At 58.1% G+C, this 24,140-nt stretch carries 27 protein-coding genes and 1 tRNA gene; 15 read left to right on the forward strand and 13 right to left on the reverse strand.

What is annotated here, in order from left to right; translation table 11 throughout:
* Positions 1 to 10 precede the first annotated feature (10 nt).
* Positions 11 to 1,261, forward strand: coding sequence for a tyrosine--tRNA ligase (gene tyrS / locus ACR0EV_RS09125; protein WP_480799801.1), 1,251 nt, complete (start codon positions 11 to 13; stop codon positions 1,259 to 1,261).
* A gap of 79 nt (positions 1,262 to 1,340) precedes the next feature.
* Here the strand turns inward: tyrS and ACR0EV_RS09130 are convergent, their stop codons facing one another.
* Complete coding sequence (locus ACR0EV_RS09130; protein ID WP_480799802.1) at positions 1,341 to 2,138, reverse strand: hypothetical protein; 798 nt, start codon at positions 2,136 to 2,138, stop codon at positions 1,341 to 1,343.
* Positions 2,139 to 2,345: 207 nt separating this feature from the next.
* Between ACR0EV_RS09130 and ACR0EV_RS09135 the strand changes: the two genes are divergently transcribed.
* Together ACR0EV_RS09135 and ACR0EV_RS09140 are read left to right on the forward strand one after the other, a co-directional pair.
* A complete protein-coding gene (locus ACR0EV_RS09135) occupies positions 2,346 to 3,101 on the forward strand; it encodes a 3-hydroxyacyl-CoA dehydrogenase (protein WP_480799803.1) in 756 nt (251 codons plus the stop codon).
* 9 nt (positions 3,102 to 3,110) lie between these two features.
* Positions 3,111 to 3,659, forward strand: coding sequence for a sugar O-acetyltransferase (locus ACR0EV_RS09140; RefSeq protein WP_480799804.1), 549 nt, complete (start codon positions 3,111 to 3,113; stop codon positions 3,657 to 3,659).
* On the opposite strand, the gene ACR0EV_RS09145 is transcribed toward ACR0EV_RS09140, so the two are convergent.
* The 3 genes from ACR0EV_RS09145 to ACR0EV_RS09155 all read right to left on the reverse strand — a co-directional run bounded on the left by ACR0EV_RS09145 (position 3,656) and on the right by ACR0EV_RS09155 (position 6,847).
* Positions 3,656 to 5,464, reverse strand: a complete 1,809-nt coding sequence (locus tag ACR0EV_RS09145; protein ID WP_480799805.1) for an ABC-F family ATP-binding cassette domain-containing protein — start codon at positions 5,462 to 5,464, stop codon at positions 3,656 to 3,658. The genes ACR0EV_RS09140 and ACR0EV_RS09145 overlap by 4 nt on opposite strands.
* A gap of 68 nt (positions 5,465 to 5,532) precedes the next feature.
* Complete coding sequence (locus ACR0EV_RS09150) at positions 5,533 to 6,273, reverse strand: GNAT family N-acetyltransferase (RefSeq protein ID WP_480799806.1); 741 nt, start codon at positions 6,271 to 6,273, stop codon at positions 5,533 to 5,535.
* Between the two features lie 100 nt (positions 6,274 to 6,373).
* Positions 6,374 to 6,847, reverse strand: a complete 474-nt coding sequence (locus ACR0EV_RS09155) for an outer membrane protein assembly factor BamE (RefSeq protein ID WP_480799807.1) — start codon at positions 6,845 to 6,847, stop codon at positions 6,374 to 6,376.
* An 85-nt stretch (positions 6,848 to 6,932) separates the two neighbouring features.
* Between ACR0EV_RS09155 and ACR0EV_RS09160 the strand changes: the two genes are divergently transcribed.
* The 8 genes from ACR0EV_RS09160 (at position 6,933) to ACR0EV_RS09195 (ending at position 12,289) form a co-directional block, all read left to right on the forward strand.
* Positions 6,933 to 7,469 carry a YceD family protein gene (locus ACR0EV_RS09160; protein ID WP_480799808.1) on the forward strand — a complete coding sequence of 179 codons (537 nt, stop codon included), beginning with the start codon at positions 6,933 to 6,935 and terminating at the stop codon, positions 7,467 to 7,469.
* A gap of 205 nt (positions 7,470 to 7,674) precedes the next feature.
* Complete coding sequence (gene rpmF, locus ACR0EV_RS09165; protein ID WP_170570029.1) at positions 7,675 to 7,881, forward strand: 50S ribosomal protein L32; 207 nt, start codon at positions 7,675 to 7,677, stop codon at positions 7,879 to 7,881.
* A gap of 24 nt (positions 7,882 to 7,905) precedes the next feature.
* The gene (gene plsX / locus ACR0EV_RS09170; RefSeq protein ID WP_480799809.1) at positions 7,906 to 8,994 is read left to right on the forward strand and encodes a phosphate acyltransferase PlsX; all 1,089 of its coding nucleotides are present in this window, start codon (positions 7,906 to 7,908) and stop codon (positions 8,992 to 8,994) included.
* Positions 8,995 to 9,015: 21 nt separating this feature from the next.
* Positions 9,016 to 9,987 (forward strand): beta-ketoacyl-ACP synthase III, encoded by a 972-nt coding sequence (locus tag ACR0EV_RS09175; protein WP_480799810.1) that lies wholly within the window; start codon positions 9,016 to 9,018, stop codon positions 9,985 to 9,987.
* A gap of 96 nt (positions 9,988 to 10,083) precedes the next feature.
* Positions 10,084 to 10,386 (forward strand): integration host factor subunit alpha, encoded by a 303-nt coding sequence (gene ihfA, locus ACR0EV_RS09180; protein WP_152458234.1) that lies wholly within the window; start codon positions 10,084 to 10,086, stop codon positions 10,384 to 10,386.
* Positions 10,387 to 10,404: 18 nt separating this feature from the next.
* Positions 10,405 to 11,010 carry a MerR family transcriptional regulator gene (locus ACR0EV_RS09185; protein ID WP_480799811.1) on the forward strand — a complete coding sequence of 202 codons (606 nt, stop codon included), beginning with the start codon at positions 10,405 to 10,407 and terminating at the stop codon, positions 11,008 to 11,010.
* A gap of 61 nt (positions 11,011 to 11,071) precedes the next feature.
* Positions 11,072 to 11,148: transfer RNA gene (locus tag ACR0EV_RS09190), tRNA-Pro, on the forward strand.
* 61 nt (positions 11,149 to 11,209) lie between these two features.
* The gene (locus ACR0EV_RS09195) at positions 11,210 to 12,289 is read left to right on the forward strand and encodes a 2'-deoxycytidine 5'-triphosphate deaminase (RefSeq protein ID WP_480799812.1); all 1,080 of its coding nucleotides are present in this window, start codon (positions 11,210 to 11,212) and stop codon (positions 12,287 to 12,289) included.
* 3 nt (positions 12,290 to 12,292) lie between these two features.
* Here the strand turns inward: ACR0EV_RS09195 and ACR0EV_RS09200 are convergent, their stop codons facing one another.
* From ACR0EV_RS09200 to argS, 6 genes are all read right to left on the reverse strand, one after another.
* Positions 12,293 to 12,508, reverse strand: coding sequence for a hypothetical protein (locus ACR0EV_RS09200; protein WP_480799813.1), 216 nt, complete (start codon positions 12,506 to 12,508; stop codon positions 12,293 to 12,295).
* 65 nt (positions 12,509 to 12,573) lie between these two features.
* Positions 12,574 to 13,224 carry an SMC-Scp complex subunit ScpB gene (scpB, locus tag ACR0EV_RS09205; protein ID WP_480799814.1) on the reverse strand — a complete coding sequence of 217 codons (651 nt, stop codon included), beginning with the start codon at positions 13,222 to 13,224 and terminating at the stop codon, positions 12,574 to 12,576.
* The gene (locus ACR0EV_RS09210; RefSeq protein WP_480799815.1) at positions 13,217 to 14,011 is read right to left on the reverse strand and encodes a segregation and condensation protein A; all 795 of its coding nucleotides are present in this window, start codon (positions 14,009 to 14,011) and stop codon (positions 13,217 to 13,219) included. The genes scpB and ACR0EV_RS09210 overlap by 8 nt, the downstream gene beginning before the upstream one ends.
* On the reverse strand, positions 14,001 to 15,008 hold the full coding sequence (nagZ, locus tag ACR0EV_RS09215) for a beta-N-acetylhexosaminidase (protein ID WP_480799816.1): 1,008 nt from the start codon (positions 15,006 to 15,008) through the stop codon (positions 14,001 to 14,003). Before nagZ ends, ACR0EV_RS09210 begins: the two co-directional genes overlap by 11 nt.
* Complete coding sequence (locus ACR0EV_RS09220; protein WP_480799817.1) at positions 15,005 to 16,060, reverse strand: SPOR domain-containing protein; 1,056 nt, start codon at positions 16,058 to 16,060, stop codon at positions 15,005 to 15,007. The genes nagZ and ACR0EV_RS09220 overlap by 4 nt, the downstream gene beginning before the upstream one ends.
* A gap of 88 nt (positions 16,061 to 16,148) precedes the next feature.
* On the reverse strand, positions 16,149 to 17,894 hold the full coding sequence (gene argS, locus ACR0EV_RS09225) for an arginine--tRNA ligase (protein WP_480799818.1): 1,746 nt from the start codon (positions 17,892 to 17,894) through the stop codon (positions 16,149 to 16,151).
* A gap of 131 nt (positions 17,895 to 18,025) precedes the next feature.
* Between argS and ACR0EV_RS09230 the strand changes: the two genes are divergently transcribed.
* A complete protein-coding gene (locus ACR0EV_RS09230; protein ID WP_480799819.1) occupies positions 18,026 to 18,577 on the forward strand; it encodes a putative pterin-binding protein in 552 nt (183 codons plus the stop codon).
* Here ACR0EV_RS09230 and ACR0EV_RS09235 read toward each other — a convergent pair whose 3' ends face one another.
* Entirely contained in the window at positions 18,578 to 19,717 is a 1,140-nt protein-coding gene (locus ACR0EV_RS09235; RefSeq protein ID WP_480799820.1) for a deoxyguanosinetriphosphate triphosphohydrolase, read from the reverse strand.
* Between the two features lie 76 nt (positions 19,718 to 19,793).
* Between ACR0EV_RS09235 and ACR0EV_RS09240 the strand changes: the two genes are divergently transcribed.
* Both ACR0EV_RS09240 and xth read left to right on the forward strand, forming a co-directional pair.
* A complete protein-coding gene (locus ACR0EV_RS09240; protein WP_171090564.1) occupies positions 19,794 to 20,117 on the forward strand; it encodes a HesB/IscA family protein in 324 nt (107 codons plus the stop codon).
* A 280-nt stretch (positions 20,118 to 20,397) separates the two neighbouring features.
* Positions 20,398 to 21,177, forward strand: coding sequence for an exodeoxyribonuclease III (gene xth, locus ACR0EV_RS09245; protein WP_480799821.1), 780 nt, complete (start codon positions 20,398 to 20,400; stop codon positions 21,175 to 21,177).
* Positions 21,178 to 21,181: 4 nt separating this feature from the next.
* On the opposite strand, the gene ACR0EV_RS09250 is transcribed toward xth, so the two are convergent.
* Complete coding sequence (locus ACR0EV_RS09250) at positions 21,182 to 22,333, reverse strand: FAD-dependent monooxygenase (protein WP_480799822.1); 1,152 nt, start codon at positions 22,331 to 22,333, stop codon at positions 21,182 to 21,184.
* Between the two features lie 71 nt (positions 22,334 to 22,404).
* Entirely contained in the window at positions 22,405 to 22,827 is a 423-nt protein-coding gene (gene dksA, locus ACR0EV_RS09255) for an RNA polymerase-binding protein DksA (protein ID WP_170354457.1), read from the reverse strand.
* A 382-nt stretch (positions 22,828 to 23,209) separates the two neighbouring features.
* Between dksA and ACR0EV_RS09260 the strand changes: the two genes are divergently transcribed.
* A complete protein-coding gene (locus ACR0EV_RS09260; RefSeq protein ID WP_480799823.1) occupies positions 23,210 to 24,055 on the forward strand; it encodes an AAA family ATPase in 846 nt (281 codons plus the stop codon).
* Positions 24,056 to 24,140: the final 85 nt, after the last annotated feature.

Here is a 24,140-nt window from a genome sequence, read left to right on the forward strand (position 1 = left end):
AGGGCACGATATGACCTACCACCCCAAATCGGATTTCATCGCCACGATGATCGAGCGCGGCTTTCTTGCCGACTGCACCGATTATCAGGGCCTTGACGACGCGCTGATCAGTGGGGTGCAAACAGCATATATTGGCTATGACGCCACCGCACAGTCGCTGCATGTGGGTCATTTGATGAACATCATGGTTCTGCGCTGGCTGCAAAAAACCGGCCACAAGCCGATCACCCTTATGGGCGGCGGCACCACCAAGGTGGGCGACCCGTCGTTCCGTTCGGACGAACGTCCCCTGCTGGGGCCCGAACAGATCGACGCCAATATCGCCGGGATGCAAAAGGTGTTCGCCAAGTACCTGTCCTATGATGACAGCGAAACCGGCGCGCTTATGCTGAACAATGCCGAGTGGCTGGACAGTCTGAACTACCTCGACTTTCTCCGAGACATCGGCAGGCATTTCTCGGTTAACCGGATGCTATCGTTTGAATCGGTGAAATCTCGTCTGGATCGTGAGCAGTCGCTGAGCTTCCTCGAATTCAACTACATGATCCTGCAGGCGTATGACTTTCTGGAGCTGAACCGCCGGTATAACTGCGTTTTGCAGATGGGCGGCTCGGACCAGTGGGGCAACATCGTCAACGGCATCGACCTGACCCGCCGCGTTCTTGATCAGGAAATCTATGGCCTGACGACCCCGCTGCTGACCACCAGCGACGGACGCAAAATGGGTAAATCTCAGGGCGGCGCGGTTTGGCTGAATGGCGACATGCTGAGCTCATACGAGTTCTGGCAATTCTGGCGCAACACCACCGACGCCGATGTGGGCCGGTTCCTGAAGATCTTCACCGAATTGCCGGTGGACGAGTGCGACCGTCTGGCCGCGCTGCAAGGCTCAGAGATCAACGAGGCGAAGATCCGTCTGGCCAATGAGGTCACAACCCTGCTGCACGGGGCTGAGGCCGCAGCAACCGCCGAAGCCACCGCCCGTGAAGTGTTCGAGAAAGGCGGCGTTGGCGGAGATCTTCCGACCCTCACCCTCAGCGCTGACGAACTGGGTGACGGCATGTCCATCGTGCAGATCATCGTCAAATCGGGTTTGGCCAAATCCGGCAAAGAGGCCAAGCGCCTGATTGCCGAGAACGGGGCCAAGCTGGACGATGCGCCGCTAACGGATGCAGGGCTGATGATCGACGCAGGCGCGCTGTCATCGCCCATCAAGCTGAGCGCTGGCAAAAAGCGCCACGCGCTGGTTCAGCTCGGCTGACACGGCCTCAATCAGAAGAGACCAAGCAAAAAAACGGCCACCCAATCGGGTGGCCGTGTTGCGTCGTAAGACGGGTTGTTTACCTAAGCCCCTTTCCGCCACCTCGACCGCCGCCACGACCGTTCCGGTCATCGCCGCCTTCGTCATTGTTGGCGTTGTTGCCCCGGCCCGGGCTGCTGCCTTCACCGCCATTCCCGCCGCCGTTGTTGCCTTTGCTGCCGCCTTTGCCGCCTTTGCCGCCTTTACCGCCTTTACCTTTACCTTCGCCGCCTTTGCCGCCGCCTTTGCCTTTACCTTCTCCCTTGCCGCCGCCTTTGCCGCCGCCGTCACCGGGTTCGCCACCATCACCCGGTCCGCCGCCATCTCCGGGTCCGCCGCCACCTCCGGGTCCGCCGCCATCACCGGGGCCACCGCCATCTCCGGGTCCGCCGCCATCACCGGGGCCTCCACTGTCACCGGGACCGCCACCATCGCTCGGACCGTCGCCATCTCCGGGTTCACCACCGCCTGGCGATCCTGGATTTCCCGCATCAGCAAACGCTTCACCAAGCGGTTCAGATCCCCGGCTTTCGCCACGGTTTGCACTTGAACCCGACAAGCTTGCCGTCGGCAAATCCGTCAGTAGCGCGGCGAGACCCGGACATTGCGCGCCGGTGACGTCCAACGTTGTCTCGAAATCCGACCGTCTCTGAAGCCTGTCCAGAAAACTCGGCGTCACCTGCACACAATCGCACAGCCCCGCATAATCCCCTGCATTCGCAAGGCTGCGGGCTGTTTTTCCCGTGCAAGTTTCGGGCGCAGCAGATGCGCTGCCTATCATCACCAAACCAAAAACAGGCGCGACAACAACAGCGCCCAGGGATTTTTTCTTACTCATAACCATATCAGGACCTCCTGGCGAAAAAACACATGACGGCCCCAACATCTTCACTCACTTACAGGCGCGTTTTCGTGAGGGACGGATTAATTTGTCTTCAGGAACGAGAACAAAGCCCGAATGGACAACCTCTTCATCAAATATGTGGACACCACCCCCGCGCAACAGTTATTGAACAAGTGTTCATATCTCTGGGAGGAGTTCACCATGCACCTGTCCACCACAGCCGCACTCGTCACTGGCGGCGCTTCAGGCCTCGGCGAAGCGACGGCCCGCTATTTTGCCTCTGAAGGTGCGCAGGTGACCATTCTGGACCGCGACGCAGATCGCGGCGCTATGGTCGCCGCAGAAATCGGCGGGCACTTCGCGCAAACCGATGTGACGGATGAAGCCTCGGTGGCCGCCGCCGTGCGCCATGGCCTGGAGAAGATGGGCAAGATCACTGTCGCCGTAAATTGCGCGGGCATCGCGTATGGCATCAAGACGGTCGGCAAAGATGGTCCCCACCCTTTGGATGCCTTTCAGCGCACCATCGACATCAATCTGGTCGGGACGTTCAACGTGTCTCGTCTTGCCGCCGCAGAGATGGCCAAGAATGACCCCGAATCCGATGGCGCAAAGGGCGTAATCATCAACACCGCCTCTATCGCCGCCTATGACGGGCAAAAGGGTCAGGCGGCCTACGCAGCGTCCAAAGGCGGTGTCGTCGGCATGACCCTTCCAATGGCCCGAGATCTGGCCTCAACCGGCATTCGCGTCATGACAATTGCACCCGGCATCTTCATGACACCTATGCTGGCTGGCCTGCCCGAAGAGGTACAACAACAGCTCGCCGCTGACGTCCCGAACCCGCCCCGTTTGGGCGACCCGAAGGAATACGGTCGTCTGGCCGGTTTCATTGTCGAGATGGGTTATCTGAATGGTGAGGTCATCCGCATCGACGGCGCCCTGCGCATGCGCTAAACCTGCCCCATGTCGGAACGTGAAAAAATGCTGTCCGGTCAATGGTATTGCTGTCTGGACCCGGAACTTGATGCCTTACGCGCGCAGGCAAGACGCGCGGTTCACGCGCACAACAATTGCCCACCCGACGCGCGTGGAGAGATGGCACCCGAGTTGCGTGCCTTGCTGGGTCAAACAGGTGAAGACTGTTTCCTCGAAGCCCCGTTCCATTGCGCCTATGGGATGAACATCCATCTGGGCAAACGAGTCTATTTCAACACCGGTTGCGTGATCTTGGACACAGCTCCGGTAAGGATCGGGGACGACACAATGTTTGGCCCCCATGTCCAGATCTACTGTGCTCAACACGCCAAAGACCCGGCCGGGCGGGCGCAGGGGCTGGAAATCGGCTTGCCGGTTACAATAGGCAAACATGTGTGGGTCGGTGGTGGCGCGATCCTGTTGCCCGGCATCACAATCGGCGACAATGCCACGATTGGTGCAGGCAGCGTCGTCACCAAAAACGTTTCCGCCGGAGAGACCGTGGTCGGCAACCCTGCAAGAAGTCTGAAGCCCTAAGCGCTTTCTGCCTTTTCTTCGAGTATCAGCCACTCTTCCTCTGCCGCCGACAGCTTTTCCTGCCGCTCCACCAGAGCGTCGGTGGCCTTCTGGAACTTGACGGGCTCACGAGTGAACAGCTCGGGGTCAGACATCAGTTCTTCCAGCTTGGCGATCTCTGCCTCCAGGCGCGCAATCTCGGCGGGCAGTTTCTCCAACCTGTGCTTTTCCGAGAAAGATAGACCCGATTTCGGCTTGGCCTCTTGCTTAGCCTTTGGCTTTGAAGCTTTTGCTTTTTCTTCTTTTTTGTCGCTCACATCACCGCGTTGCGCAATGTAATCCGACCACCCGCCAGCATAAACCGTGGCGCGCCCATTGCCTTCCATCGCAATTGTCGTCGTGGCCACACGGTCCAGAAAATCCCGGTCGTGGCTGACCAGAAGAACCGTGCCGTCGTAGTCGTCCAAAAGCTCTTGCAGCAGATCCAGCGTTTCGACATCCAGATCGTTGGTCGGTTCGTCCAGCACCAAAAGGTTCGAGGATTTCGCCATCAGCTTCGCCAGCAACAGCCGTGCTTTTTCGCCACCAGACAAGGACTTAACGGCCGCTCTTGCCTGCCGTTCGTCAAACAGGAATTCCTTGAGGTAACTGACGACATGCTTGGGCTGCCCGCCGACCATCACCTGATCGGCCTTACCCGACACCCGCATCTCGGGGTCGCCGGTCAGACTGTCCCATAGCGACATCTCGGGATCCAGTTGAGCGCGAGTTTGGTCGAACACAGCGACCTCAAGGTTTGTGCCCAACGAAACCGAGCCCTCATCCGGCTCCACCTGCCTCAGCAGCATCTTCAGCAACGTTGTCTTGCCGACCCCGTTCGGTCCAACAAACGCCACACGATCACCGCGCTGTACCAGAAGGTCAAAATTCCGAACAATCTGTTTGTCGCCGAACCCCTTGACTAAGCCTTTGGCTTCAATGACTTTTCGGCCCGATTTTGGCCCCGCTTCCAGCGTCATGGCGGCCGAGCCCTGACGTTTGATCTGCGCCGCCTTTTCAGCCCGCAACGCCTGCAAGGCTCGTACCCGACCCTGATTGCGTTTACGCCGGGCGCTGATGCCCTCGACCGCCCATTTCGCTTCGGATTTGATCAACCTATTCAATTTGTGACGCTGTTGGTCTTCTTCTTCCCAGACCTTGTCCCGCCAGGCCTCAAACGCATCAAAACCCTGCTCTTGCCGTCTGACGGCCCCTCGATCGATCCAAAGCGTCGCCCGCGTCAATGCCCGCAAAAAGGCTCTGTCGTGCGAAATCAATACGAATGCAGCACGTGTTGAGCCAAGTTCACGCTCCAGCCATGCAATGGCTTCAATGTCCAAATGGTTAGTTGGCTCGTCCAGCAGCATCAGATCGGGTGCTTCAGCCATCAACTTGGCCAGCGCGGCCCGCCGCCGTTCCCCGCCCGAGGCCGTTTCAACAGGGCGAGAAGGATCGAACTTCAGCCCTTCGCCAGCACGTTCCACCTTGTACAATTCGCCCGGTTCCAACCCGCTAGAGGCATAGTCCCCCAGCGTTGCAAACCCCTCCATCGTTGGGTCTTGCTCCATATACCCTACGGATTTCCCCGGCGGCACAACGATCTCACCCTGATCAGCTTCAACCAGTCCCGCCATCACTTTCATAAGGGTCGATTTGCCCGACCCGTTGCGCCCCACCAGCGCCACGCGGTCGCCGGGTTGGACAACCAGATCAAGATCGGAAAACACCGGATCGCCCCCGAAGGTCAGGGAAATGCCGGACATCTGCAACAAAGGAATTCTCGCCATGCCCGCCAGCTAAACCGGCAGTCACACTGCGTCAACGCCCCAGCTTCACCTTTTCGAAAATACTCAAACTACCCGGCCACCGCCCGCAGCAGACGTTTCCGCGCCGGAGGAATCGCCCGGATTTCCAACCCAGTAAACACGTGCAGGGTGTTCATGTCGCGATCCACAACCGCGTGATCACTGACCCAGCCGCCCATCATCAGATAGGTCCGTAACAAAGGCGGCATCCGCAACATCGCTTGTTTCAGATCCGGCCTGCGTCGCAGACGCGAGGCAAAGCGAAAAACATCCGGTGCTTTCACCCGTGGCAGCCATCGTTTTGGTGCCAGATGACGATGTTTGAGCATCGCAAACGCGTCCAGATATTGTTTGGTTTCGGTTCCGGCAAAAGAGGAACATCCAAACAGCATCTCAACATTGTTCTGATCCACATAAGCCGTCATTGCACCCCACGCAACGCGCAGAATATCGGGGTCATTGCAATCGGGGTGGATACAAAAACGTCCCATCTCGACCATTCTGCCATCGAAATCCTCAAGCGAACTTAGGTCGTAAAACTGCGCCGAGTAGCTGCGCCCAACCTCTCGACCGTGATCCATGCTCATCATCCGGAAACAACAGACAAGCCTTGCGTCAGTGCGCATATCCTCAACCAAGACATGGCAACACCGCCCGTCGAACGTATCGCTGTCCAGCTGCTGAGTGCCAAAAGCCTGGGTACGCAAAGCCTGTGCGGCGCCGATATCTTCAACCGACTGCGCCAATCGGGCGCGATAGCGCCCTTTGCTCAACAAAACCGTTGTCGCCACGGTCTCACCCTCCGGGGTTGCCGACCCAATGTTGTCGTCATGACCTCGCTAACACAAGACATGTGACTGTCTTGTGACCTTCACAAGTCAGAAGACCGAATTAGTTGGCGCCCGGAATATTTGCCGGGTTGAAGTTGCCGATATTACCAAGCAGCTGACGCAGGAAGCCTTTGTCCTGAACGTTGGAATCGGTCACGCGGCGTTCCAGGGGAATCACGATCCCGTCTTCCAGGCCAAAACGCTCGATGTTTCTGACGACGCCGCGTTGATCAAAACTGATGGCAACCAGTTCGCGCGATACGACCTCGGGGCGTTTCGGGCCGTAGTGGCGCACCCGCGAACGGACATAGTAATAGCCCGAATCCCGCACCACACCCGATGCGCCCGGTGCGCCGATGGCTTCTTCCACACTGTCACGCGTATCGACGCCAACCTTAATTTCTGCCAGTTCCTCGGCCGGGGGCACATAGCCGTGATTCTTGAAGATGGGCGTACACGCCCCGGCCGCAGCCAGACAGGCAACAAACACAAGCGATTTCGTCGCTGGTTTCAACCGGTTCACTACCTTCAACATACGCACCCTCTTGCCTTGGCCTCTTGCGGCTTCTATCCGATTACAGAAACCGCTGCCACGGTTCAACACATAGAAAGGCTCACAAATGAGCAACCTTACATCACTTCGGGTGGCAGATCTGCCCCAGAACGCCCCAACTTCGTTCGATTTGCGCCCTTCTGCCGCTTCATTGGAAGAGATTCGGCAAGATCTGGGATTGCTGGGATTGCGTAAGCTCAGCTTTGTGGGAGAGGTCCGTGCCCAGGGCAAGCGCGACTGGGGTCTCACCGGTAAACTGGGGGCCACTGTCATTCAGTCCTGCGTCGTGACACTCGACCCTGTCACAACCCGTATTGATGTCCCGGTTCAACGCACCTTTTTGGCCGACTGGACGGACCCGGATGAACCCGAGTTCGAGATCCCGGAAGATGACGAATCCGAGCCGCTGGGTCCCGAGATTGACCCGGCACTGGTCATGGTCGAGGCGCTGTCGCTGGCATTGCCCCAATATCCGCGCAAAGACGGGGCAGAATTGGGCCAGGCCGACTATACGGAGCCGGGCAAACAGGCCATGACCGACGAAGACGTCAAGCCATTTGCCGGATTGGCGGGATTGCGCGATGCGCTGAAAAAAGACGAGTGACAGAGGTCTGATTTCCTGTCATAGCAAGCGGTCAGAAAAATCACTTGAACATGTCGAGAATCGCAGTATTTTCGCGCGCTCATCGGATTTTGGGTTGGACATTGCGGGGCTGGTCGCCTAAACGCGCGTCAAACCACGATAAAACGAAATATGAAACCCGGTCGGCGGCGAATCTGCTGACCCTCAGTAGACAAAGGTTGAGACCATGGCCGTCCAACAGAACAAAGTTTCCAAGTCGCGTCGCAACAACCGCCGCGCACACGACGCTCTGGTTGCTGCAAACCCGAACGAATGCCCGAACTGTGGCGAGCTGAAGCGCCCGCACCACGTTTGCGCGTCTTGCGGCTATTATGATGATCGTGAAGTCGTCGCGCAGGCCGACGAAATCGACCTGGACGAAGACGCAGCCTAAGCCTGATTGAGCGCTGGCCGAGGCATGACTGAACAGCCCACGCACGCCGAACGGATCACCATCTCGGTCGACGCTATGGGCGGGGACGAGGGTCCCGCAGTTGTTGTTGCAGGTCTGGCAAAGTCGGCCGACAAGAACCCGGATATTGGTTTCTTGCTGCACGGGCCCGAACAGGTACTGCGAAAGCTAGTGGCAAAACGGCGTGTCCTTGAAGGGCGCGTCGTTTTTCGTGATTGTCCGGACGTCGTCACGATGGAGGACAAACCCAGCCAGGTTGTTCGCAACGGCAAACAAACCTCGATGTGGTCCACGCTTGAGGCCGTACGTCAGGGCGAAGCACATGGCGCGGTGTCTTGCGGCAATACAGGTGCTCTGATGGCATTGTCGATGATGCGCCTGCGCAAACTACCGGGTGTGAACCGTCCGGCCATTGCGATTCTGTGGCCTTCGCGCAACCCTCAGGGGTTCAACGTGATGCTCGACGTGGGCGCCGACGTCCGCGCCGACGCCAAGGATTTGCTGCAATATGCCCTGATGGGTGCCTCATATGCGCGCAATGGCATGGCGCTGACCCGGCCTCGGATCGGATTGCTGAATGTCGGCACCGAAGAACACAAAGGTCGCGCCGAGCTGAAAGAAGCGCACGCTATGATCACCGAGTTTGCAGAGCAGGCAAATTTCGAATTTGTGGGCTTTGTCGAAGGCAGCGACATTCCGGGCGATAAGGCAGATGTCATTGTCACGGACGGGTTTACCGGCAATGTTGCGATCAAGACCGGCGAAGGTACAGCCAGCCTGATTGGCGACCTGCTGCGTCAGGCCTTCAAGTATTCTCCGCTGTCCCGGCTGGCTTCGATACTGGCCATCACGTCGCTAAACCGTCTGAAGAAACGGATCGACCCAAGGCGTGTGAACGGTGGTGTTTTTCTTGGACTGAACGGCACCGTGGTGAAATCTCATGGTGGCGCAGACGCGACCGGCGTGTCGGCTGCAATCAAGCTGGCTTTTACGTTGGCGCAATCTGGCTTTTCCGAAAAATTGGCCGCGCGGGTTGCATCCACAGCCCAGCTTGCACAAGATGCCGCGCAAGCTGCGCCGCAGACCGAAAAATAACCAAAAAGGCAGTACCCCAATATGGCAGGCCGTTCAGTTGTAGTAGGTGTCGGGCATTATTTGCCGGAACGCATTGTTCCCAATTCCGAGTTTGAAAAAACGCTGGACACAACCGACGAATGGATCCGAACGCGATCGGGTATTGAGCGTCGCCATTTCGCAGCCGAGGGCGAAACGACCTCGGATCTGGCGACAAAGGCTGCTGAGGCTGCCTTGGCAGATGCCGATTTGAGCGCGGATGACATTGACGCCATCGTCGTAGCAACATCGACCGCTGATCTGACCTTCCCGTCTGCGGCAACCATGGTTCAGGCCCGGCTTGGCATGACCAAAGGGTTTGCCTTTGACGTACAGGCCGTCTGCGCGGGATTCGTTTTTGCACTTTCCAACGCAAATGCGTTGATTGTTTCGGGCCAGGCCAAGCGCGTGCTGGTTATCGGTGCCGAGACGTTCTCTCGGATCATGGACTGGACGGATCGCTCTACCTGCGTCCTTTTCGGCGACGGCGCCGGAGCTTTGGTTTTGGAAGCTCAGGAAGGCAACGGCACCTCGGAAGATCGCGGCATTCTGGCAACCGATCTGAACTCGGACGGTCGCTATAAGGATCTGCTGTATGTCGATGGCGGTGTATCAACGCAATCCACCGGACATCTGCGCATGCAAGGCAACCAAGTATTCCGGCATGCTGTTGAAAAGCTTACAAAAACTGCTGAAACCGCGCTTGAGCGTGCGGGGCTGGGGAACTCGGACGTAAACTGGATCGTGCCACATCAGGCCAATATCCGCATCATTCAGGGCACCGCCAAGAAAATGGGCCTGCCTATGGAGAACGTCGTGGTGACGGTTCAGGATCATGGCAACACCTCGGCCGCATCGATTCCGCTGGCCCTTTCGGTGGGCAAACAGCGTGGGCAGATCAAGCCTGGCGACCTGATCGTGACCGAAGCCATTGGTGGCGGACTGGCATGGGGCGCGGTTGTTCTGCGCTGGTGACCGGCGCAAACCGGCTTACACAGCCGCCCGCAATTCATTGATATTGACAGCGAATTTGCCATACCCATATGCTTTGATATCAACAGGGGAAATGGCATGGGCGATAAAACACTGACTCGAATGGATCTGAGCGAAGCCGTCTTTCGCGAGGTTGGGCTTTCACGAAATGAAAGCGCACAGCTGGTTGAAAGCGTTCTGAACCACATGTCTGACGCTCTGGTGCGCGGTGAACAGGTCAAGATTTCATCTTTCGGCACGTTCAGTGTTCGTGACAAGACCGCCCGCGTTGGCCGCAATCCCAAAACCGGTGAAGAAGTTCCAATTCAGCCGCGCCGCGTGCTGACCTTTCGTCCGTCGCATCTGATGAAAGATCGCGTCGCTGCCGGGAATCGCAAGTAACCCCGAGGTCGCGCGGATATGAGCAAGTCTCCCGACGCGTTTCGCACTATCAGTGAAGTTGCGGATTGGCTTGGCGTACAGGCCCATGTTCTGCGTTTCTGGGAAAGCCGGTTCACGCAGGTGAAACCCGTAAAACGGGCGGGTGGACGCCGGTATTACCGCCCCAATGACATGCGGCTTCTGGGCGGGATCAAAAAACTGCTCCACGAAGACGGAATCACGATCAAAGGCGTTCAGCGTATCCTGCGCGAGCAAGGCGTGGCGCATGTTGCGTCGCTGTCTCCGTCGCTAGAGGAACAATCCCCTGCCCCGGCTGAACCGGTGGAAGACACCGTGGTGCCGTTTGAGCCCAAAACCGTGCCAGTCACGGAACAGATCCACATGGATTTGGGCGAACCATCCGAGCCGTTGGTGAAAGAGGATGCTCAGATCAACGCCGCGCCAGCCACCAAAGCAAAACCAGTCGCAGAGCCTGAGCTTGATGCCGCTCCGTTATTGGGTGGAATCGCATCGTTGGCATGGAACCGGGCAGAGTTTGACGACGATCTGCTGCGCCGCATCGCTCCGATTGCAAAAGACCTGCGCCACTGGCTGGATCGTGTCGAGACACCGGCGACGGGTTAGGAAAAAAGGCATTGTTTTCCTCTTGCCCCTGCCGGGAAAATCTTTATGAACACCCCAACGTCGGGCTATGGCGCAGCCTGGTAGCGCGTCCGTCTGGGGGACGGAAGGTCGCAGGTTCGAGTCCTGCTAGCCCGACCAAATCACACCGACGTTTATGGCACACAGGCCAGATCCCGCTCTGGCACCAGAGGGGATCGAGATGACAGGTGTATGCCCAAACCAGCAGATTGAAGCGATGATCACGCGCGGCGAGATCACCGCCAGCCCGCACGTTCTACCCGCACAGATTCAACCAGCCAGCCTTGATTTACGTTTGGGAACAGTTGCTTACCGCGTCCGCGCCTCGTTCCTTGCGGGTGAAGGCCGCAGTGTCACGGATCGATTGGCCGAGTTCGAGATGCACCGCATCGACATCACCGACGGGGCAGTTTTGGAAAAGGGCTGCGTTTATCTGGTGCCGCTGATGGAATCGCTCGCCCTGCCCGACGACATGAGCGCTGTCGCCAATGCCAAAAGCTCGACCGGGCGGCTGGACCTTTTGACACGGACCATCACCGATGGGGGTACTGAATTTGACCGGGTTCCCGCAGGTTACTCGGGCCCGCTTTTTGCCGAAATCTGCCCGCGCTCGTTCTCGGTACTGGTGCGCCCCGGCATGCGTCTCAACCAGATTCGCTTCCGTCAGGGGCAGGCCGTTCTCTCAGACGCAGAACTGAAGTCTCTGCACGCCGAGTCGCCGCTGGTGGATGGACCTGCTGTTATTCAGGACGGTCTCGGCTTCTCGGTCGATCTACAACTGCCTGACACTGATCTGGTCGGCTATCGCGCAAAGCCCCACACCGGGGTTATCGATCTGGATCGTATCGGCGAATACGATCCGCAAGATTATTGGGAGGAAGTGCGTACCAAGGACGGTTGTATCATCCTTGATCCCGGCGCGTTCTATATCCTTGTCAGCCGCGAAGCGGTGCATATTCCGCCGATGTACGCCGCCGAAATGGCCCCTTATCTGGCAATGGTTGGCGAATTCCGGGTGCACTACGCTGGTTTCTTTGATCCGGGCTTCGGTCACGCCGCAGCTGGCGGGGCCGGATCGCGCGGTGTCTTGGAGGTTCGCTGCCACGAAGCACCTTTTGTGCTGGAGCACGGGCAAGTTGTCGGGCGTCTCGTCTATGAGAAGATGGCCGACATGCCGACGCAATTGTACGGTGCAGGCATTGCATCAAACTATCAGGGTCAGGGCCTGAAACTGTCCAAGCACTTCAAGGCTGTAGGATAAGCACTAGAATTTCATGAACCGGCGCATCTGCCGGCTCATCTTCTCGGCCTGCCTAAGCTTTTGGGCATGATCAGATGAATTGGCGTGCTTTGGCCCCTTGGATGAACCGTCGCCATTTCCCATGCGACTGGCCATATCAATGCCCTTGTTCACGCCTTTGTTCACCTGTCGCCGCATGACCTGACGCACGATCATATCAATGATCCGATTTGCATTCATTGCTCAACTCCCTGTCCTCAGGGTTAAAGATAGGCGCTTTATGCGGCAACAAAAGGGCTGCGCTATCACTCTTCCTCGAACAGCTCGGTCTGATCTTCGTCGACCTCATCCTCGCGCCCTTCACCCAGCGGAATGGCACCCGGTGGAGGCCGGTTTTCGAGAAGCCCCGCCGCCCGAAGTTCTTTCAAGCCCGGCAGGTCACGCGCGTTTTCCAGACCAAAATGATCCAGGAATTCTGGTGTTACCACAAAGGTCACAGGACGGCCCGGCGTCATACGGCGGCGGCCCAGTTTGATCCACTCCATCTCCAAGAGTTGGTCAATGGTTCCGCGCGACACCGAAACGCCACGGATTTCTTCGATCTCGGCCCGTGTACAGGGTTGGTGATAAGCCACGATGGCCAGAGTTTCGATCGCGGCGCGGCTGAGTTTGCGGGTTTCGACCGTTTCCTTCTGCATCAGAAAACCCAAATCAGGCGCTGTGCGGATGGCCCAGGCATCGCCCACACGCACCACGCGCACGCCGCGGCCTTCATAACGTTTCTGAAGCAATTCAACCGCTTGCGCCGCGTCGCTGCCATGGGGCATCCGGGCTTCCAGATCCGCGATTGTTACCGGTTCAGAACTGGCGAAAAGAACAGCCTCTACCATGCGTTCCTGTTCCGCCAACGGGGGCGCTTCGAACAGTGTACCGGTTTCTTCAGGGGCGTCAGTCACGTGTCTCGGTCCTCTTTCGCAGATGGATCGGAGCGAATGTCTCGCTCTGTTTCATCTCCATATGTCCTTCCTTCACCAGCTCTAACGAGGCCGCAAAAGTTGCCGCCGTCGCGGACCTGCGCCGCACCGGGTCGGCGTCCCAGCCCTCCGGCAGGTACGTCTCCATGTCGGTCCACGCTCCGGCAAAGCCAATCAACGGGCGCATCCGTTCCAGCGCTTGTTCCATCGTGAAGACCGAGTCGCGATCCATCACAAAGGGGCGGAATTCGTCCCGAGTACGGATACGGGCATAGCCCTGCATCAGATCCAGTAGCGTGGCGGAATATGTCACGGTCCGGATTCGCGTGATATCTTCGCCTTGCCCGCGCTTGAAGAAATCGCGACCCAACTGATCGCGCGCCATCAATCGCGCGGCAGCGTCACGCATGGCCTGAAGGCGTTCCAGCTGAAACGCCAGATGCGCGGCCAGTTCCTCGCCCGATGGACCGTCGTCATCCGGGTCAGGTGGCAACAGCAAGCGGGACTTTAAGAAAGCCAGCCACGCGGCCATGACCAGATAGTCAGCGGCCAGTTCGATCCTAAGCGCGCGGGCCTTTTCGACAAAAGCCAGGTACTGCTGTGCAAGTGCCAGAACCGAGATTTTCCTCAGATCCACCTTTTGCGTCCGCGACAGGGTCAGCAGCACATCCAGCGGGCCTTCGAACCCATCGACGTCAACGATCAGTGCTTCGGCCGCAAGACGATCCGCGACCGAGACAGGGTCTTCGCTAAAGAGGTTATCGTTCATATACCTGCCCGCCCATTAGGGCAGATAGTTCCGCTTCGGCGGCAGGGATGTCAAGTTGCTGCGGAGGTTTGCGCATCGCCAGCGCCCGTTCTGCGCGGGCTTGTGCCTGATCGGTCATCTCTCCGGCGGCTTCCATCACTGCGGCTCGGTCTGCAAAACTACCGTTACAGTGCAAAGCAACGTCACAGCCCGCCTGAATGGCCTGACGTGACACATCAGCCGGAGTGCCGCTTAGCGCTTTCATCCCGATATCGTCGGTCATGATCAGCCCTTCAAAGCCGATCTTGTCGCGGACCACACCCATCATGGTGGCTGAAATCGTGGCTGGTTGGGGATCAATCTGATCGTAGACCAGATGCGCGGTCATCCCCATTGGCAAATCGTTCAGTACACGGAACGGTGCGAAGTCGCTGCTGTCCAATTCGTCCAACGACAGATCGACATGCGGCAAGTCGTAGTGGCTGTCCAGCGTGGAGCGGCCGTGTCCGGGCATGTGTTTGATCACAGGCAGAACGCCCCCGTCCAAGTGCCCTTTTGCCACGGCTCGACCAATCTTGGAAATTTGTTCAGGATCAGAAGCATAGCAGCGGTTCTTGAGAAAAGCGTGTGTATCAGACCGCGCCACGTCGACCATGGGAGCGCAGTTGCTGTCGATACCCAGGCTGAACAGTTCGTCCGCAATCAAGCGATAGCGCAGATACATCGCCCGTTCGGCCTGATCGCCTGCTCGTGCAACGTGATCCAGCGGTGGCAGCCATTCGCGGGCCAAAGGTGCGCGCAAGCGCTGCACGCGCCCGCCTTCCTGATCAATCGTGATCGGGCAATTGCGCCCGACCGCCTCGCGGAAGTCGTCGCACAGGGCGCGAACCTGATCAGCACTTTCTAAGTTACGGGCAAACAGGATGAACCCGAACGGGTTCATCTGGCGAAACAGGTCTCTTTCCTCCTGCGTCAGACGCAGTCCTTCGGCGTCGGTGATCGTGGCGCCAAATTTCACCGCACGGCCACCGGGATACAATCAGCCCCTTGCGCGACCAACGCGGCACAGAACTGGCGCGAGTCGCTCAGGTCTTCAAATCCCAGAACGCGTAGGCGGTAAAAGGTTCGACCGCCGCTTGAGGTTTTCTGGATAACGCGCTGTTTACCATCCATATATTCACCGAACCGACCGCTCAGGCGATCCCATTCAGCCTGCGCCACCTGAGTGCTGTCATAGGCCCCAAGCTGCGCCAGACGCGTGCCTTTGGCCAGCGTGTCGGGATCGACATCCAGCCCAACCGCAGCCTTAACGGCTGCATTGATCGCACCCTCAGACGTCTCGCTGGGTGAGATCTGACTGCGCGCAGGGCGTTTGACCGGGCGCAATGACCTGCGAACCCCCGGCAACTCGGCAATGGCCGGATCTGGCAAGGCTGCCGCAAAATCGGCGGGATCAATAGCCGGTTCTTCCTCGGGCGTGGCCAGCGACGCCACTTGTGTCCCGTCTTCAAATTCCTGCTGGGTCTTGGCCGCCTCACCCGCCAGTTCAGCCACCAGCGCGTCCACCGCGCTTTGGCGCAGACGCGCAGCTTCTTGGGTTGAGATCGGCTCTTCGACAACATGCAGCGCCGGGGTTGGCTTCAGGTCGCCGCCAGGCAGGTCTTCGTCCGTCAAAGATACTGGTCGTGGCGCAAGGATCAGCCGATCTGCGGGGGCTGCAGCGGTACCTTCAGCGGCAACGGCATTGACGGCCAGCCCCTGGTGATCCGCAGGGGTTCCACCCGGATTTTCCGGTTGGATGCGCATCGGGCCTTCGGCTGCACGCACCACGGGCACGCCGCTCACATCCCGCATGACCAGTTGATAGCCCCATATGCCAACACCCGCGACCAACGCCAAGGACGCGACCGCGCCAAGAACATTCACGATCCGGCCCAGCCCATACGTGCCGCGCGGTGCGTCATAGTCTTGCATATCATCGGGGTAATCATACGCATCCTCAGAATACGCTTGATTCGGGTAATGCATCTGCTCGGGGCTGTGCTGCCCCGAGTAATCGTAACTCGCCATGTCCGCCTCACTGCCCGTTTCGCGCCTGAAAATAAGGCGCGCGGGTCATTTCTTGCCTACCTCGTACCGGCGGTTCGGGCGATATTTGTTACCGCATCTCCTGCGCCGGAGTGACACCAAGAATACCCAAGCCCGCTGAAATCACAACAGAAACGGCACGGGCCAATGCGATTTTCGACTGGCTTGTGGCAACATCGCCATCCTGAATAAAGCGCAACTGGGTTTCGTCATTGCCCTTGTTCCAAAGCGCATGGAAGTCGCCCGCGAGTTCATAGAGATAGAAGGCAACGCGGTGCGGTTCGTTGGTGCGCGCCGCAATTTCCACCAGACGCGGCCATTCGGCCAGCTTTTTGGCAATGGTCAGTTCCGAGGCATGGTCGTTCTTGCTCAGGTCCGCTCCACCCAGCGTCGCGTCATCAGCTGCAATCCCGGCTTCGGCTGCGCGACGTAGAACGCTCATTACGCGGGCATGGGCGTATTGCACGTAGAACACCGGGTTTTCGCGGCTTTGTTCCAGCACTTTGTCAAAATCGAAATCCAGCGGGGCGTCATTCTTGCGGGTCAGCATCACGAACCGCGTCACATCCGGGCCCACCTGATCGACCACATCGCGCAGGGTAACAAAGTTCCCTGCCCGTTTGGACATTTTGAACGGCTCGCCATTCTTCCACAGCTTCACCAACTGCGTCAGCTTGATGTCCAGCGGCACCTTGCCATCGGACAGGGCCGAAACCGCCGCCTTCATCCGTTTGACATAACCGCCATGATCGGCCCCGAACACATCAATCAGCGCGTCAAAGCCACGGCTGACCTTGTCATAGTGATACGCGATATCCGGGGCGAAATAGGTCCAGCTGCCATCCGATTTCTTGACCGGGCGGTCCACATCATCGCCGTGCTCGGTCGATTTGAACAGGGTCTGCTCGCGCGGTTCCCAATCCTCGGGCTTCTTACCCTTCGGCGGCTCAAGGACACCTTCGTAGATCAGACCTTTGTCGGTCAGCGACTGAAGTGCTGCCTCAATCCGGCCCGTGCCATAGAGCGATTTTTCCGAGAAGAACACATCCATCTCAACGCCCAGCGCCTTCAGGTCAGCGCGGATCAGGTCCATCATCGCGTCCGTGGCGAAGCTGCGTAGCTCTTCCAGCCATTCGCTTTCGGGCTTGTCGATCAGGCTATCGCCGTATTTCTCCTTTAGCGCCTCACCAATTGGGATCAGGTAGTCACCGGGATAGAGCCCTTCGGCGATCTCGGGGCTCAGACCATTGGCCTCGCGGTACCGTTCGTAGGCCGAGCGCGCCAGCACATCCACCTGCGCGCCGCCGTCGTTGATGTAATACTCACGGGTCACGTCATGGCCGGAATAGGCCAGCAAGCTCGCCAGAGCGTCCCCGAACACCGCCCCCCGCGTGTGGCCCACATGCAGGGGACCGGTGGGGTTGGCCGAAACATACTCAACGTTAACCTTCTGCCCCTGCCCCATGGATGAGCGGCCATAGTCCGTACCTGTTTCCAACACCGCGGCCAGCACACCCTGCCAAACTGAAGCTGCGAGCCGAAGGTTGAGGAATCCGGGACCAGCCACTTCGGCGCTGGTGATCCGGTCATCCGCTGCTAGCTTCCCAGCCAGCACATCGGCGATATCCCGAGGCTTCATCTTGGCCGGTTTCGCAAGCACCATCGCCGCGTTGGTCGCCATGTCGCCATGCGCGGCATCACGCGGGGGTTCGACCGCCACGTTGTCAAAGCTCAACCCCTCGGGCAGAGCACCTTCGGATTGCATCTGCGTCAGTGCGTCCAGTACCAGGCCGCGGATCTCGGAAAACAGGTTCATTTCGGATGTCCTTTTGCTTGCCCGGCGGTTTAACACGCAAAGCGGCAAGGTCAATGGACGCCTAATGTTTAAGCTTGGTTTAGGCACAAACCTCGCTACTCTCGGCCTGACCCCAACGACCGGAGACACACATGCGCCGTGCCTTGCCTTTTGCCTTGCTTCTGACGACCGCTATTCCCGCTTTGGCCGATCTGCCCCGGCCGCAAGGCCATGTGTTGCTGACGCTGGGCGGCGCTGTCAGCGAAACAAACCTGCCAGCGCGCGGTGAGAATGACGGCGGCCTTTTGGGTTATCTCGAAGTCACCCATGACGGGGCTGCCGGATTTGATGCGGCCATGCTGGATGCGCTGCAACAGATTGAAATCACCATCCCCTATGGCCCTCCGGGCAATCAACGAGATTTCACGTTCTCAGGCCCCCTTCTTTCCGAAGTCATGATCATGGCGGGTGCCGAAGGTAAATCAGCGCTGCCCATGGCTTTGGACGGATATCAGGCCGAAATCGCGTGGGACAGCATCACCACCCATAAACCAATCATTGCCACGCACGCCGATGGTTCACCCATGGGGATCGGAGGGTACGGCCCCACGATGATCGTATTCCCGCCAACGGACGACGCTGACCAATCCGCGGAACAAGCGGGTCAGCAAGTCTGGGCCATAGCTTACATCGCTGTAGAGTGATTAGCCCGTCAGCCGGGCGTGATCCTGCAGAGCAAATCGGTCGGTCATACCCGCAATGTAGTCCGACACAATACGCGCCAAGGCGGTCTCATCCTTGGCCGCTTCAATGTCATTGTGCCAGCGCGCAGGCATCTGTTTCGGGTCCTTCAAGTAGATGGGAAACAGGTCCTCTACGATCGTTGCGACTTCGGCCCGGACCTTCATGACACTGGGGGCACGATACATCCGGGTAAACAGAAACGCCCTGATTTCGCGAAGTTGCGCCCAAATCCCGTCCGAAAACTGTATGACCGGATAGCCAAGATGGCGGATATCCTCGACAGACTGCGCGCCTGAGTTCTCAATCAGGTCATGGGACGTGTTGATAACGTCAGACACCATAACGCCGAACACCCGCCGCAGCGCTTCGTGACGCCGCCGATAGGGGTCAAGGTTTGGATATTTTGCATCCACTTCCGCGTAACACTGCCCAACAATGGGCATGTCGAACAGATCATCGTCTTTGAACAACCCTGCCCGCAACCCATCCAGCAGGTCGTGATTGTTGTAAGCGATGTCGTCAGACAGCGCCGCGACCTGCGCCTCAGCGCTGGCATGGGTGTGGAGTTCAAGGTCAAAGCCATGATTACATTCGGCCAATGCCCAGGGCAAATCACCCACAACCGGGCCGTTATGTTTCGCGATCCCTTCCAGACATTCCCAGGTCAGGTTGCAGCCGTCGAACTCGGCGTAGTGACGCTCTAACCGCGTCACGATTCGAATGGCCTGCGCGTTGTGGTCAAAGCCACCATAGGGCTCCATCAACGCGTGCAAGGCGTCTTCACCAGTATGACCAAACGGCGTGTGCCCCAGATCATGTGCCAAAGCCACGGCCTCGGTGAGTTCTGGGTTCAGACCCAACGCCCCGGCAATGGTCCGCGCCACCTGCGCCACCTCAATGGAATGGGTCAGGCGCGTGCGATAGCTGTCGCCTTCATGCTCAACAAAGACCTGCGTCTTGTGCTTGAGCCGCCGAAATGCGCTTGCATGAATGATCCTGTCCCGGTCGCGTTGAAAGCATGACCGGAAGCTGCTCTCTTCCTCTGGCACCAGCCGCCCCCTTGCGCGGTCCGGGTCCGAGGCAAAACTCGCTCTGACCAACGGTCTAGTCCTTGTCGCCTGTCCTCGAGTTCCATATATTGTAGGATGCTGAGGAAATAAACCTTTGGAGAGCGGCATGAATCTGCCCCCTACAGTCACTGAACGCGCCTTTGAACGTCTGGCCGAAATTGGCGCGGCGGATCAGGGCCAGGCTCTGCGTGTTGCGGTGGAAGGCGGCGGTTGCTCGGGCTTTCAATACGAAATCGCGCTGGACACCCCGAAAGAGGATGACCTGATCCTTGAAGGCAATGGTCAGAAAGTCATCGTCGATGCGATTTCGCTGCCTTTCCTGGAAAATGCGGTCATCGACTTCACCCAAGAGCTGATCGGCGCACGTTTTGTGATCGACAATCCCAACGCGACATCCTCTTGCGGCTGCGGCACGTCTTTTTCGATGTAAGCGCCGCGGGGGCTTTGCCCTCACACCCCCAAGGTATTTCTGGCCAGATGAAGCAGGGATCCGCGCTCTGACCCAGCGATCAGAGAGCTTCACCTGGCGCGGTCATCGGCGCCTCCGCCTGTACCGCCTCAAAAGCATCGATTGAATAGGTTAAAGATCCGTTTCTTCATCTGGCTAAAAATACCTCGGAGCGCGAGGCAGAGCCTCGCAAACTCGCCCACCACCTTGCCGCTGGGTTCATTCTGAGCGATAGGTTGCCAATGGCTTCGGAGGATCGCGCATGAAAATCGCCACGTTCAACATCAACGGCATCAAAGCGCGGGCCGAAGCCCTTCCCCGGTGGCTGGATGACGCACAACCCGACGTCGTTCTCTTGCAAGAAATCAAGTCCATCGACGAGAACTTCCCACACGAGATGTTTGAAGAGCGTGGTTATAACGTGGAAACCCATGGTCAAAAAAGCTTCAATGGCGTGGCAATCCTATCGAAACTGCCTTTGGAGGATGTCTCGCGAGGTCTGCCCGGTGACGAAGAAGATGAACAAGCGCGTTGGATCGAAGCGACAGTAGTCGGAAAAAAAGCGCTGCGGCTCTGCGGCCTGTACCTGCCCAATGGCAATCCCGTGCCCGGCCCGAAATACGATTACAAGCTGGCGTGGATGGAACGACTGTATCAACGCGCGCGTGACCTGCTGGACAGTGAAGAGCCCGCCCTGATGGCGGGGGACTACAACATCATTCCGCAGACCGAAGATGCCAACCGTCCTGATGCATGGCGGGAGGACGCCCTGTTCCGCCCCGAAAGCCGGGCAGCTTTTCGCAAGATCCTGAACCTTGGGTTCACCGAGGCGTTCCGGTCCACGACCCAAGGCCCCGGGCATTATTCATTCTGGGATTATCAGGCCGGTGCCTGGAACCGGAATGACGGCATTCGGATCGACCATTTCCTGTTAACCCCTCAAGCTGCGGATTTGATGCGCGATTGCCGGATCGACTTTGAAATCCGTGGACATGAAAAGCCTTCGGATCACGTGCCGGTCTGGGTTGATTTGGATCTGTAAACCCTCAGGCCGTCGGATCGTAGCTGTAAATCCATTCGTATCGTTGTGCCAGCCTTGGACCAAGCGCCATCAGAGCGGCCTGCGCAGCCAGGCGCATCGGGCCTCTGAGATGAAAGTTCCGCGCGTTTGATCCCGCTGCAGCAACGACTTTTCGCGCGCGTATTTTGCGCGCGCTTTCATACGCAGCCAACGCCTGTGCGACACCTGACTGCGCCTCGAATACGCGCGCAAGACACCACGCATCCTCTAGCGCCAGGCAGGCTCCTTGCGCCATGAAGGGCAGCGTCGGGTGTGCCGCATCCCCCAGCAAAGCAAGGCGACCGTTTTGCCATTTCTCGGCAACCGGGCGCAGGAACAAAGCCCAAATGTTGACCTGATGGACTTGCGCCAAAATCTCGCCCACTTCCCCGCCAAAGTCAGCAAAACGCGCACGCAGATCAACTGGATCGCCTTCCAGACGCCATCCTTCCTGATGCCAGTCCGACCGCTCTTCGATCGCTACGATGTTCATCTGGCTTTGGTCGCGCAAAGGATACGTCACCACGTGACATCCGGGCCCCATTGTCAATGCGGCGCGCGGCATCTGCTCGGGACGGTTCCATGGAATCGTGGCCCGCCATGCGACTTGATGGGTGAAGGCTGGTGTTTCTGGTCCGTTGAGGATTGGCCGGATCACACTGCGTCCGCCGTCTGCTGCAATGGCACATTCGGCCCGCAGCCATTCGCCGCCTTCCAGAACAATCTCGGCCTCTCCGGGGTGTTTGCGCACTTCGGTGACGCGTGATCCAAGGCGCAGTTCCACTCCGGCGCGCAACGCGGCCTTGTGCAGTACATCTAGCAAATCGGCACGATGGTAATAAAAGGTTGGTCCTGCGGCAGGACTGGGTACGCGGCTGATCACCCGCCCTTTCCGATAATCACGCAGCACTGTGCCAAACGACTTTTGCCCGAAAGCAGGTTTGCCTTCTGCAACCCCAAGAGCCCTCAGCACAGTCATACCATTGGCGCTGATTTGCAGACCTGCCCCAACTTCCGTCAATTCGGCAGCCTGTTCGAGCACGGTAACCTGCGCGCCGTTGATGCGCAGCGCAAGCGCGGCGGCCAGACCACCGATGCCGCCACCAATCACGCAAAACTTCAAACCCTGAATATTCATGCCACCGCCTTAACGCAAAAACGCCGGAGCCACAGGCCCCGGCGTTTAAGTTTTTAACCCCAGTCCGGCGATCAATCGTCGCGGTGGACCTTTTCGCGGCGCTCGTGACGTTCTTGCGCCTCAAGCGTCATTGTGGCGATGGGACGCGCGTCCAGACGTTTCAGCGAGATCGGGTCGCCGGTCTTTTCGCAATACCCGTATTCACCTTCGTCGATCCGGCGCAGCGCCGAGTCGATCTTGGCGACCAGCTTGCGCTGGCGATCCCGTGTGCGCAGTTCCAACGCACGGTCGGTTTCCTCGCTGGCGCGATCTGCGACGTCCGGAATGTTACGGGTGTTGTCCTGCAGCCCCTCGATCGTATCGCGGCTGCCTGCCAATAGTTCTGTCTTCCAATCCAGCAGCTTGCGCCGAAAATACTCAAGCTGACGATCATTCATGAAAGGTTCATCTTCGGCCGGACGGTAGTCCTCCGGCAGAAAAACTTCCTGCTTCATCTTTGCTCCCTCGGTATGGCCAGAAACGTCGGTCGCGGTTGTTTCACCTGACATTTGGCTCTCCCTTCTGCGCAGCGTTTAGCCGACGGGCCGTGGAATGTCACTACACAAACGTTGCATCCACATTCACCCACGCGGATTTGTCTAAATATGAGACAAACATCAAGAAAACCTTGTTTTTCTATGAAATTGAGCAGGCTTTTTTGGGGCGGCTTGCTAAACGCCTTAACGTTAACTGCACGCGAATCAAGCAAAAGGGCTTGGAGATGCAGTAAAAATCCCGTCGTTCGACGCAGGGACCCGGGTTGTCAAAAACCTTGCCTCTCTGTAACCCGGAAAACACAGTTTGCCCAACCACGTCGCACAACCACATGAGAGGCCCATGACAGCACGTTTTCAAGGTACAGCCGAATATGTCGCCACAGACGATCTGACCATTGCCGTGAACGCAGCCGTCACACTCGAACGCCCCCTGCTGGTCAAAGGGGAACCCGGCACTGGTAAGACTGAGCTGGCCAAACAGGTGGCCGGCGCGTTGGGTCTGCGGATGATCGAGTGGAACGTGAAATCCACGACGCGCGCGCAACAGGGCCTGTATGAATATGACGCTGTCAGCCGCCTGCGCGACAGTCAGTTGGGCGAAGAGCGCGTGCATGACGTGTCGAACTATATCCGCAAGGGTAAGTTGTGGCAGGCATTCGACGCCGATGAAAAGGTCGTTTTGCTAATTGATGAGATCGACAAGGCGGATATCGAATTTCCCAACGATCTTTTGCAGGAACTCGATAAGATGGAGTTCCATGTTTACGAGACCGGAGAAACGATCCGGGCCAAGAACCGCCCAATCGTTATCATTACCTCGAACAACGAAAAAGAGCTGCCCGACGCCTTTCTGCGTCGTTGCTTCTTTCACTATATCCGCTTCCCCGACGAGGCTACGATGCGCCGTATCGTCGAAGTGCATCACCCTGGTATCAAAGACGCGCTTTTGACCACGGCTCTCACCCAGTTCTACGAAATCCGTGAGACACAGGGCTTAAAGAAAAAGCCATCGACCTCAGAGGTTCTGGACTGGCTGAAACTGCTGCTGGCCGAAGACCTGTCCGCCGAAGACCTTAAACGCGACGGAGCCAATGCATTGCCGAAACTGCATGGTGCTTTGCTAAAAAATGAGCAGGATGTGCATTTGTTCGAGCGCCTGGCTTTCATGGCGCGCGGCAAACGGTAGCTGAAACCTGAACAATTGGTGATCTTGACTTGCGTTGCTGCACCCCGGCTGTCAGCATCGCGGAAGTGACAGGCTCAACCACACA

It is taken from the genome of Ruegeria sp. CF8 (genome assembly GCF_056537285.1).

Bases quoted from the DNA above. Each gene is read 5' to 3' on its own strand.
- tyrS (WP_480799801.1), top strand. From the start codon at position 11: ATGACCTACCACCCCAAATCGGATTTCATCGCCACGATGATCGAGCGC.
- ACR0EV_RS09130 (WP_480799802.1), bottom strand. From the start codon at position 2,138: ATGAGTAAGAAAAAATCCCTGGGCGCTGTTGTTGTCGCGCCTGTTTTT.
- ACR0EV_RS09135 (WP_480799803.1), top strand. From the start codon at position 2,346: ATGCACCTGTCCACCACAGCCGCACTCGTCACTGGCGGCGCTTCAGGC.
- ACR0EV_RS09140 (WP_480799804.1), top strand. From the start codon at position 3,111: ATGTCGGAACGTGAAAAAATGCTGTCCGGTCAATGGTATTGCTGTCTG.
- ACR0EV_RS09145 (WP_480799805.1), bottom strand. From the start codon at position 5,464: ATGGCGAGAATTCCTTTGTTGCAGATGTCCGGCATTTCCCTGACCTTC.
- ACR0EV_RS09155 (WP_480799807.1), bottom strand. From the start codon at position 6,847: ATGTTGAAGGTAGTGAACCGGTTGAAACCAGCGACGAAATCGCTTGTG.
- ACR0EV_RS09160 (WP_480799808.1), top strand. From the start codon at position 6,933: ATGAGCAACCTTACATCACTTCGGGTGGCAGATCTGCCCCAGAACGCC.
- rpmF (WP_170570029.1), top strand. From the start codon at position 7,675: ATGGCCGTCCAACAGAACAAAGTTTCCAAGTCGCGTCGCAACAACCGC.
- plsX (WP_480799809.1), top strand. From the start codon at position 7,906: ATGACTGAACAGCCCACGCACGCCGAACGGATCACCATCTCGGTCGAC.
- ACR0EV_RS09175 (WP_480799810.1), top strand. From the start codon at position 9,016: ATGGCAGGCCGTTCAGTTGTAGTAGGTGTCGGGCATTATTTGCCGGAA.
- ihfA (WP_152458234.1), top strand. From the start codon at position 10,084: ATGGGCGATAAAACACTGACTCGAATGGATCTGAGCGAAGCCGTCTTT.
- ACR0EV_RS09185 (WP_480799811.1), top strand. From the start codon at position 10,405: ATGAGCAAGTCTCCCGACGCGTTTCGCACTATCAGTGAAGTTGCGGAT.
- ACR0EV_RS09195 (WP_480799812.1), top strand. From the start codon at position 11,210: ATGACAGGTGTATGCCCAAACCAGCAGATTGAAGCGATGATCACGCGC.
- ACR0EV_RS09200 (WP_480799813.1), bottom strand. From the start codon at position 12,508: ATGAATGCAAATCGGATCATTGATATGATCGTGCGTCAGGTCATGCGG.
- ACR0EV_RS09210 (WP_480799815.1), bottom strand. From the start codon at position 14,011: ATGAACGATAACCTCTTTAGCGAAGACCCTGTCTCGGTCGCGGATCGT.
- ACR0EV_RS09220 (WP_480799817.1), bottom strand. From the start codon at position 16,060: ATGGCGAGTTACGATTACTCGGGGCAGCACAGCCCCGAGCAGATGCAT.
- argS (WP_480799818.1), bottom strand. From the start codon at position 17,894: ATGAACCTGTTTTCCGAGATCCGCGGCCTGGTACTGGACGCACTGACG.
- ACR0EV_RS09230 (WP_480799819.1), top strand. From the start codon at position 18,026: ATGCGCCGTGCCTTGCCTTTTGCCTTGCTTCTGACGACCGCTATTCCC.
- ACR0EV_RS09240 (WP_171090564.1), top strand. From the start codon at position 19,794: ATGAATCTGCCCCCTACAGTCACTGAACGCGCCTTTGAACGTCTGGCC.
- xth (WP_480799821.1), top strand. From the start codon at position 20,398: ATGAAAATCGCCACGTTCAACATCAACGGCATCAAAGCGCGGGCCGAA.
- ACR0EV_RS09250 (WP_480799822.1), bottom strand. From the start codon at position 22,333: ATGAATATTCAGGGTTTGAAGTTTTGCGTGATTGGTGGCGGCATCGGT.
- dksA (WP_170354457.1), bottom strand. From the start codon at position 22,827: ATGAAGCAGGAAGTTTTTCTGCCGGAGGACTACCGTCCGGCCGAAGAT.
- ACR0EV_RS09260 (WP_480799823.1), top strand. From the start codon at position 23,210: ATGACAGCACGTTTTCAAGGTACAGCCGAATATGTCGCCACAGACGAT.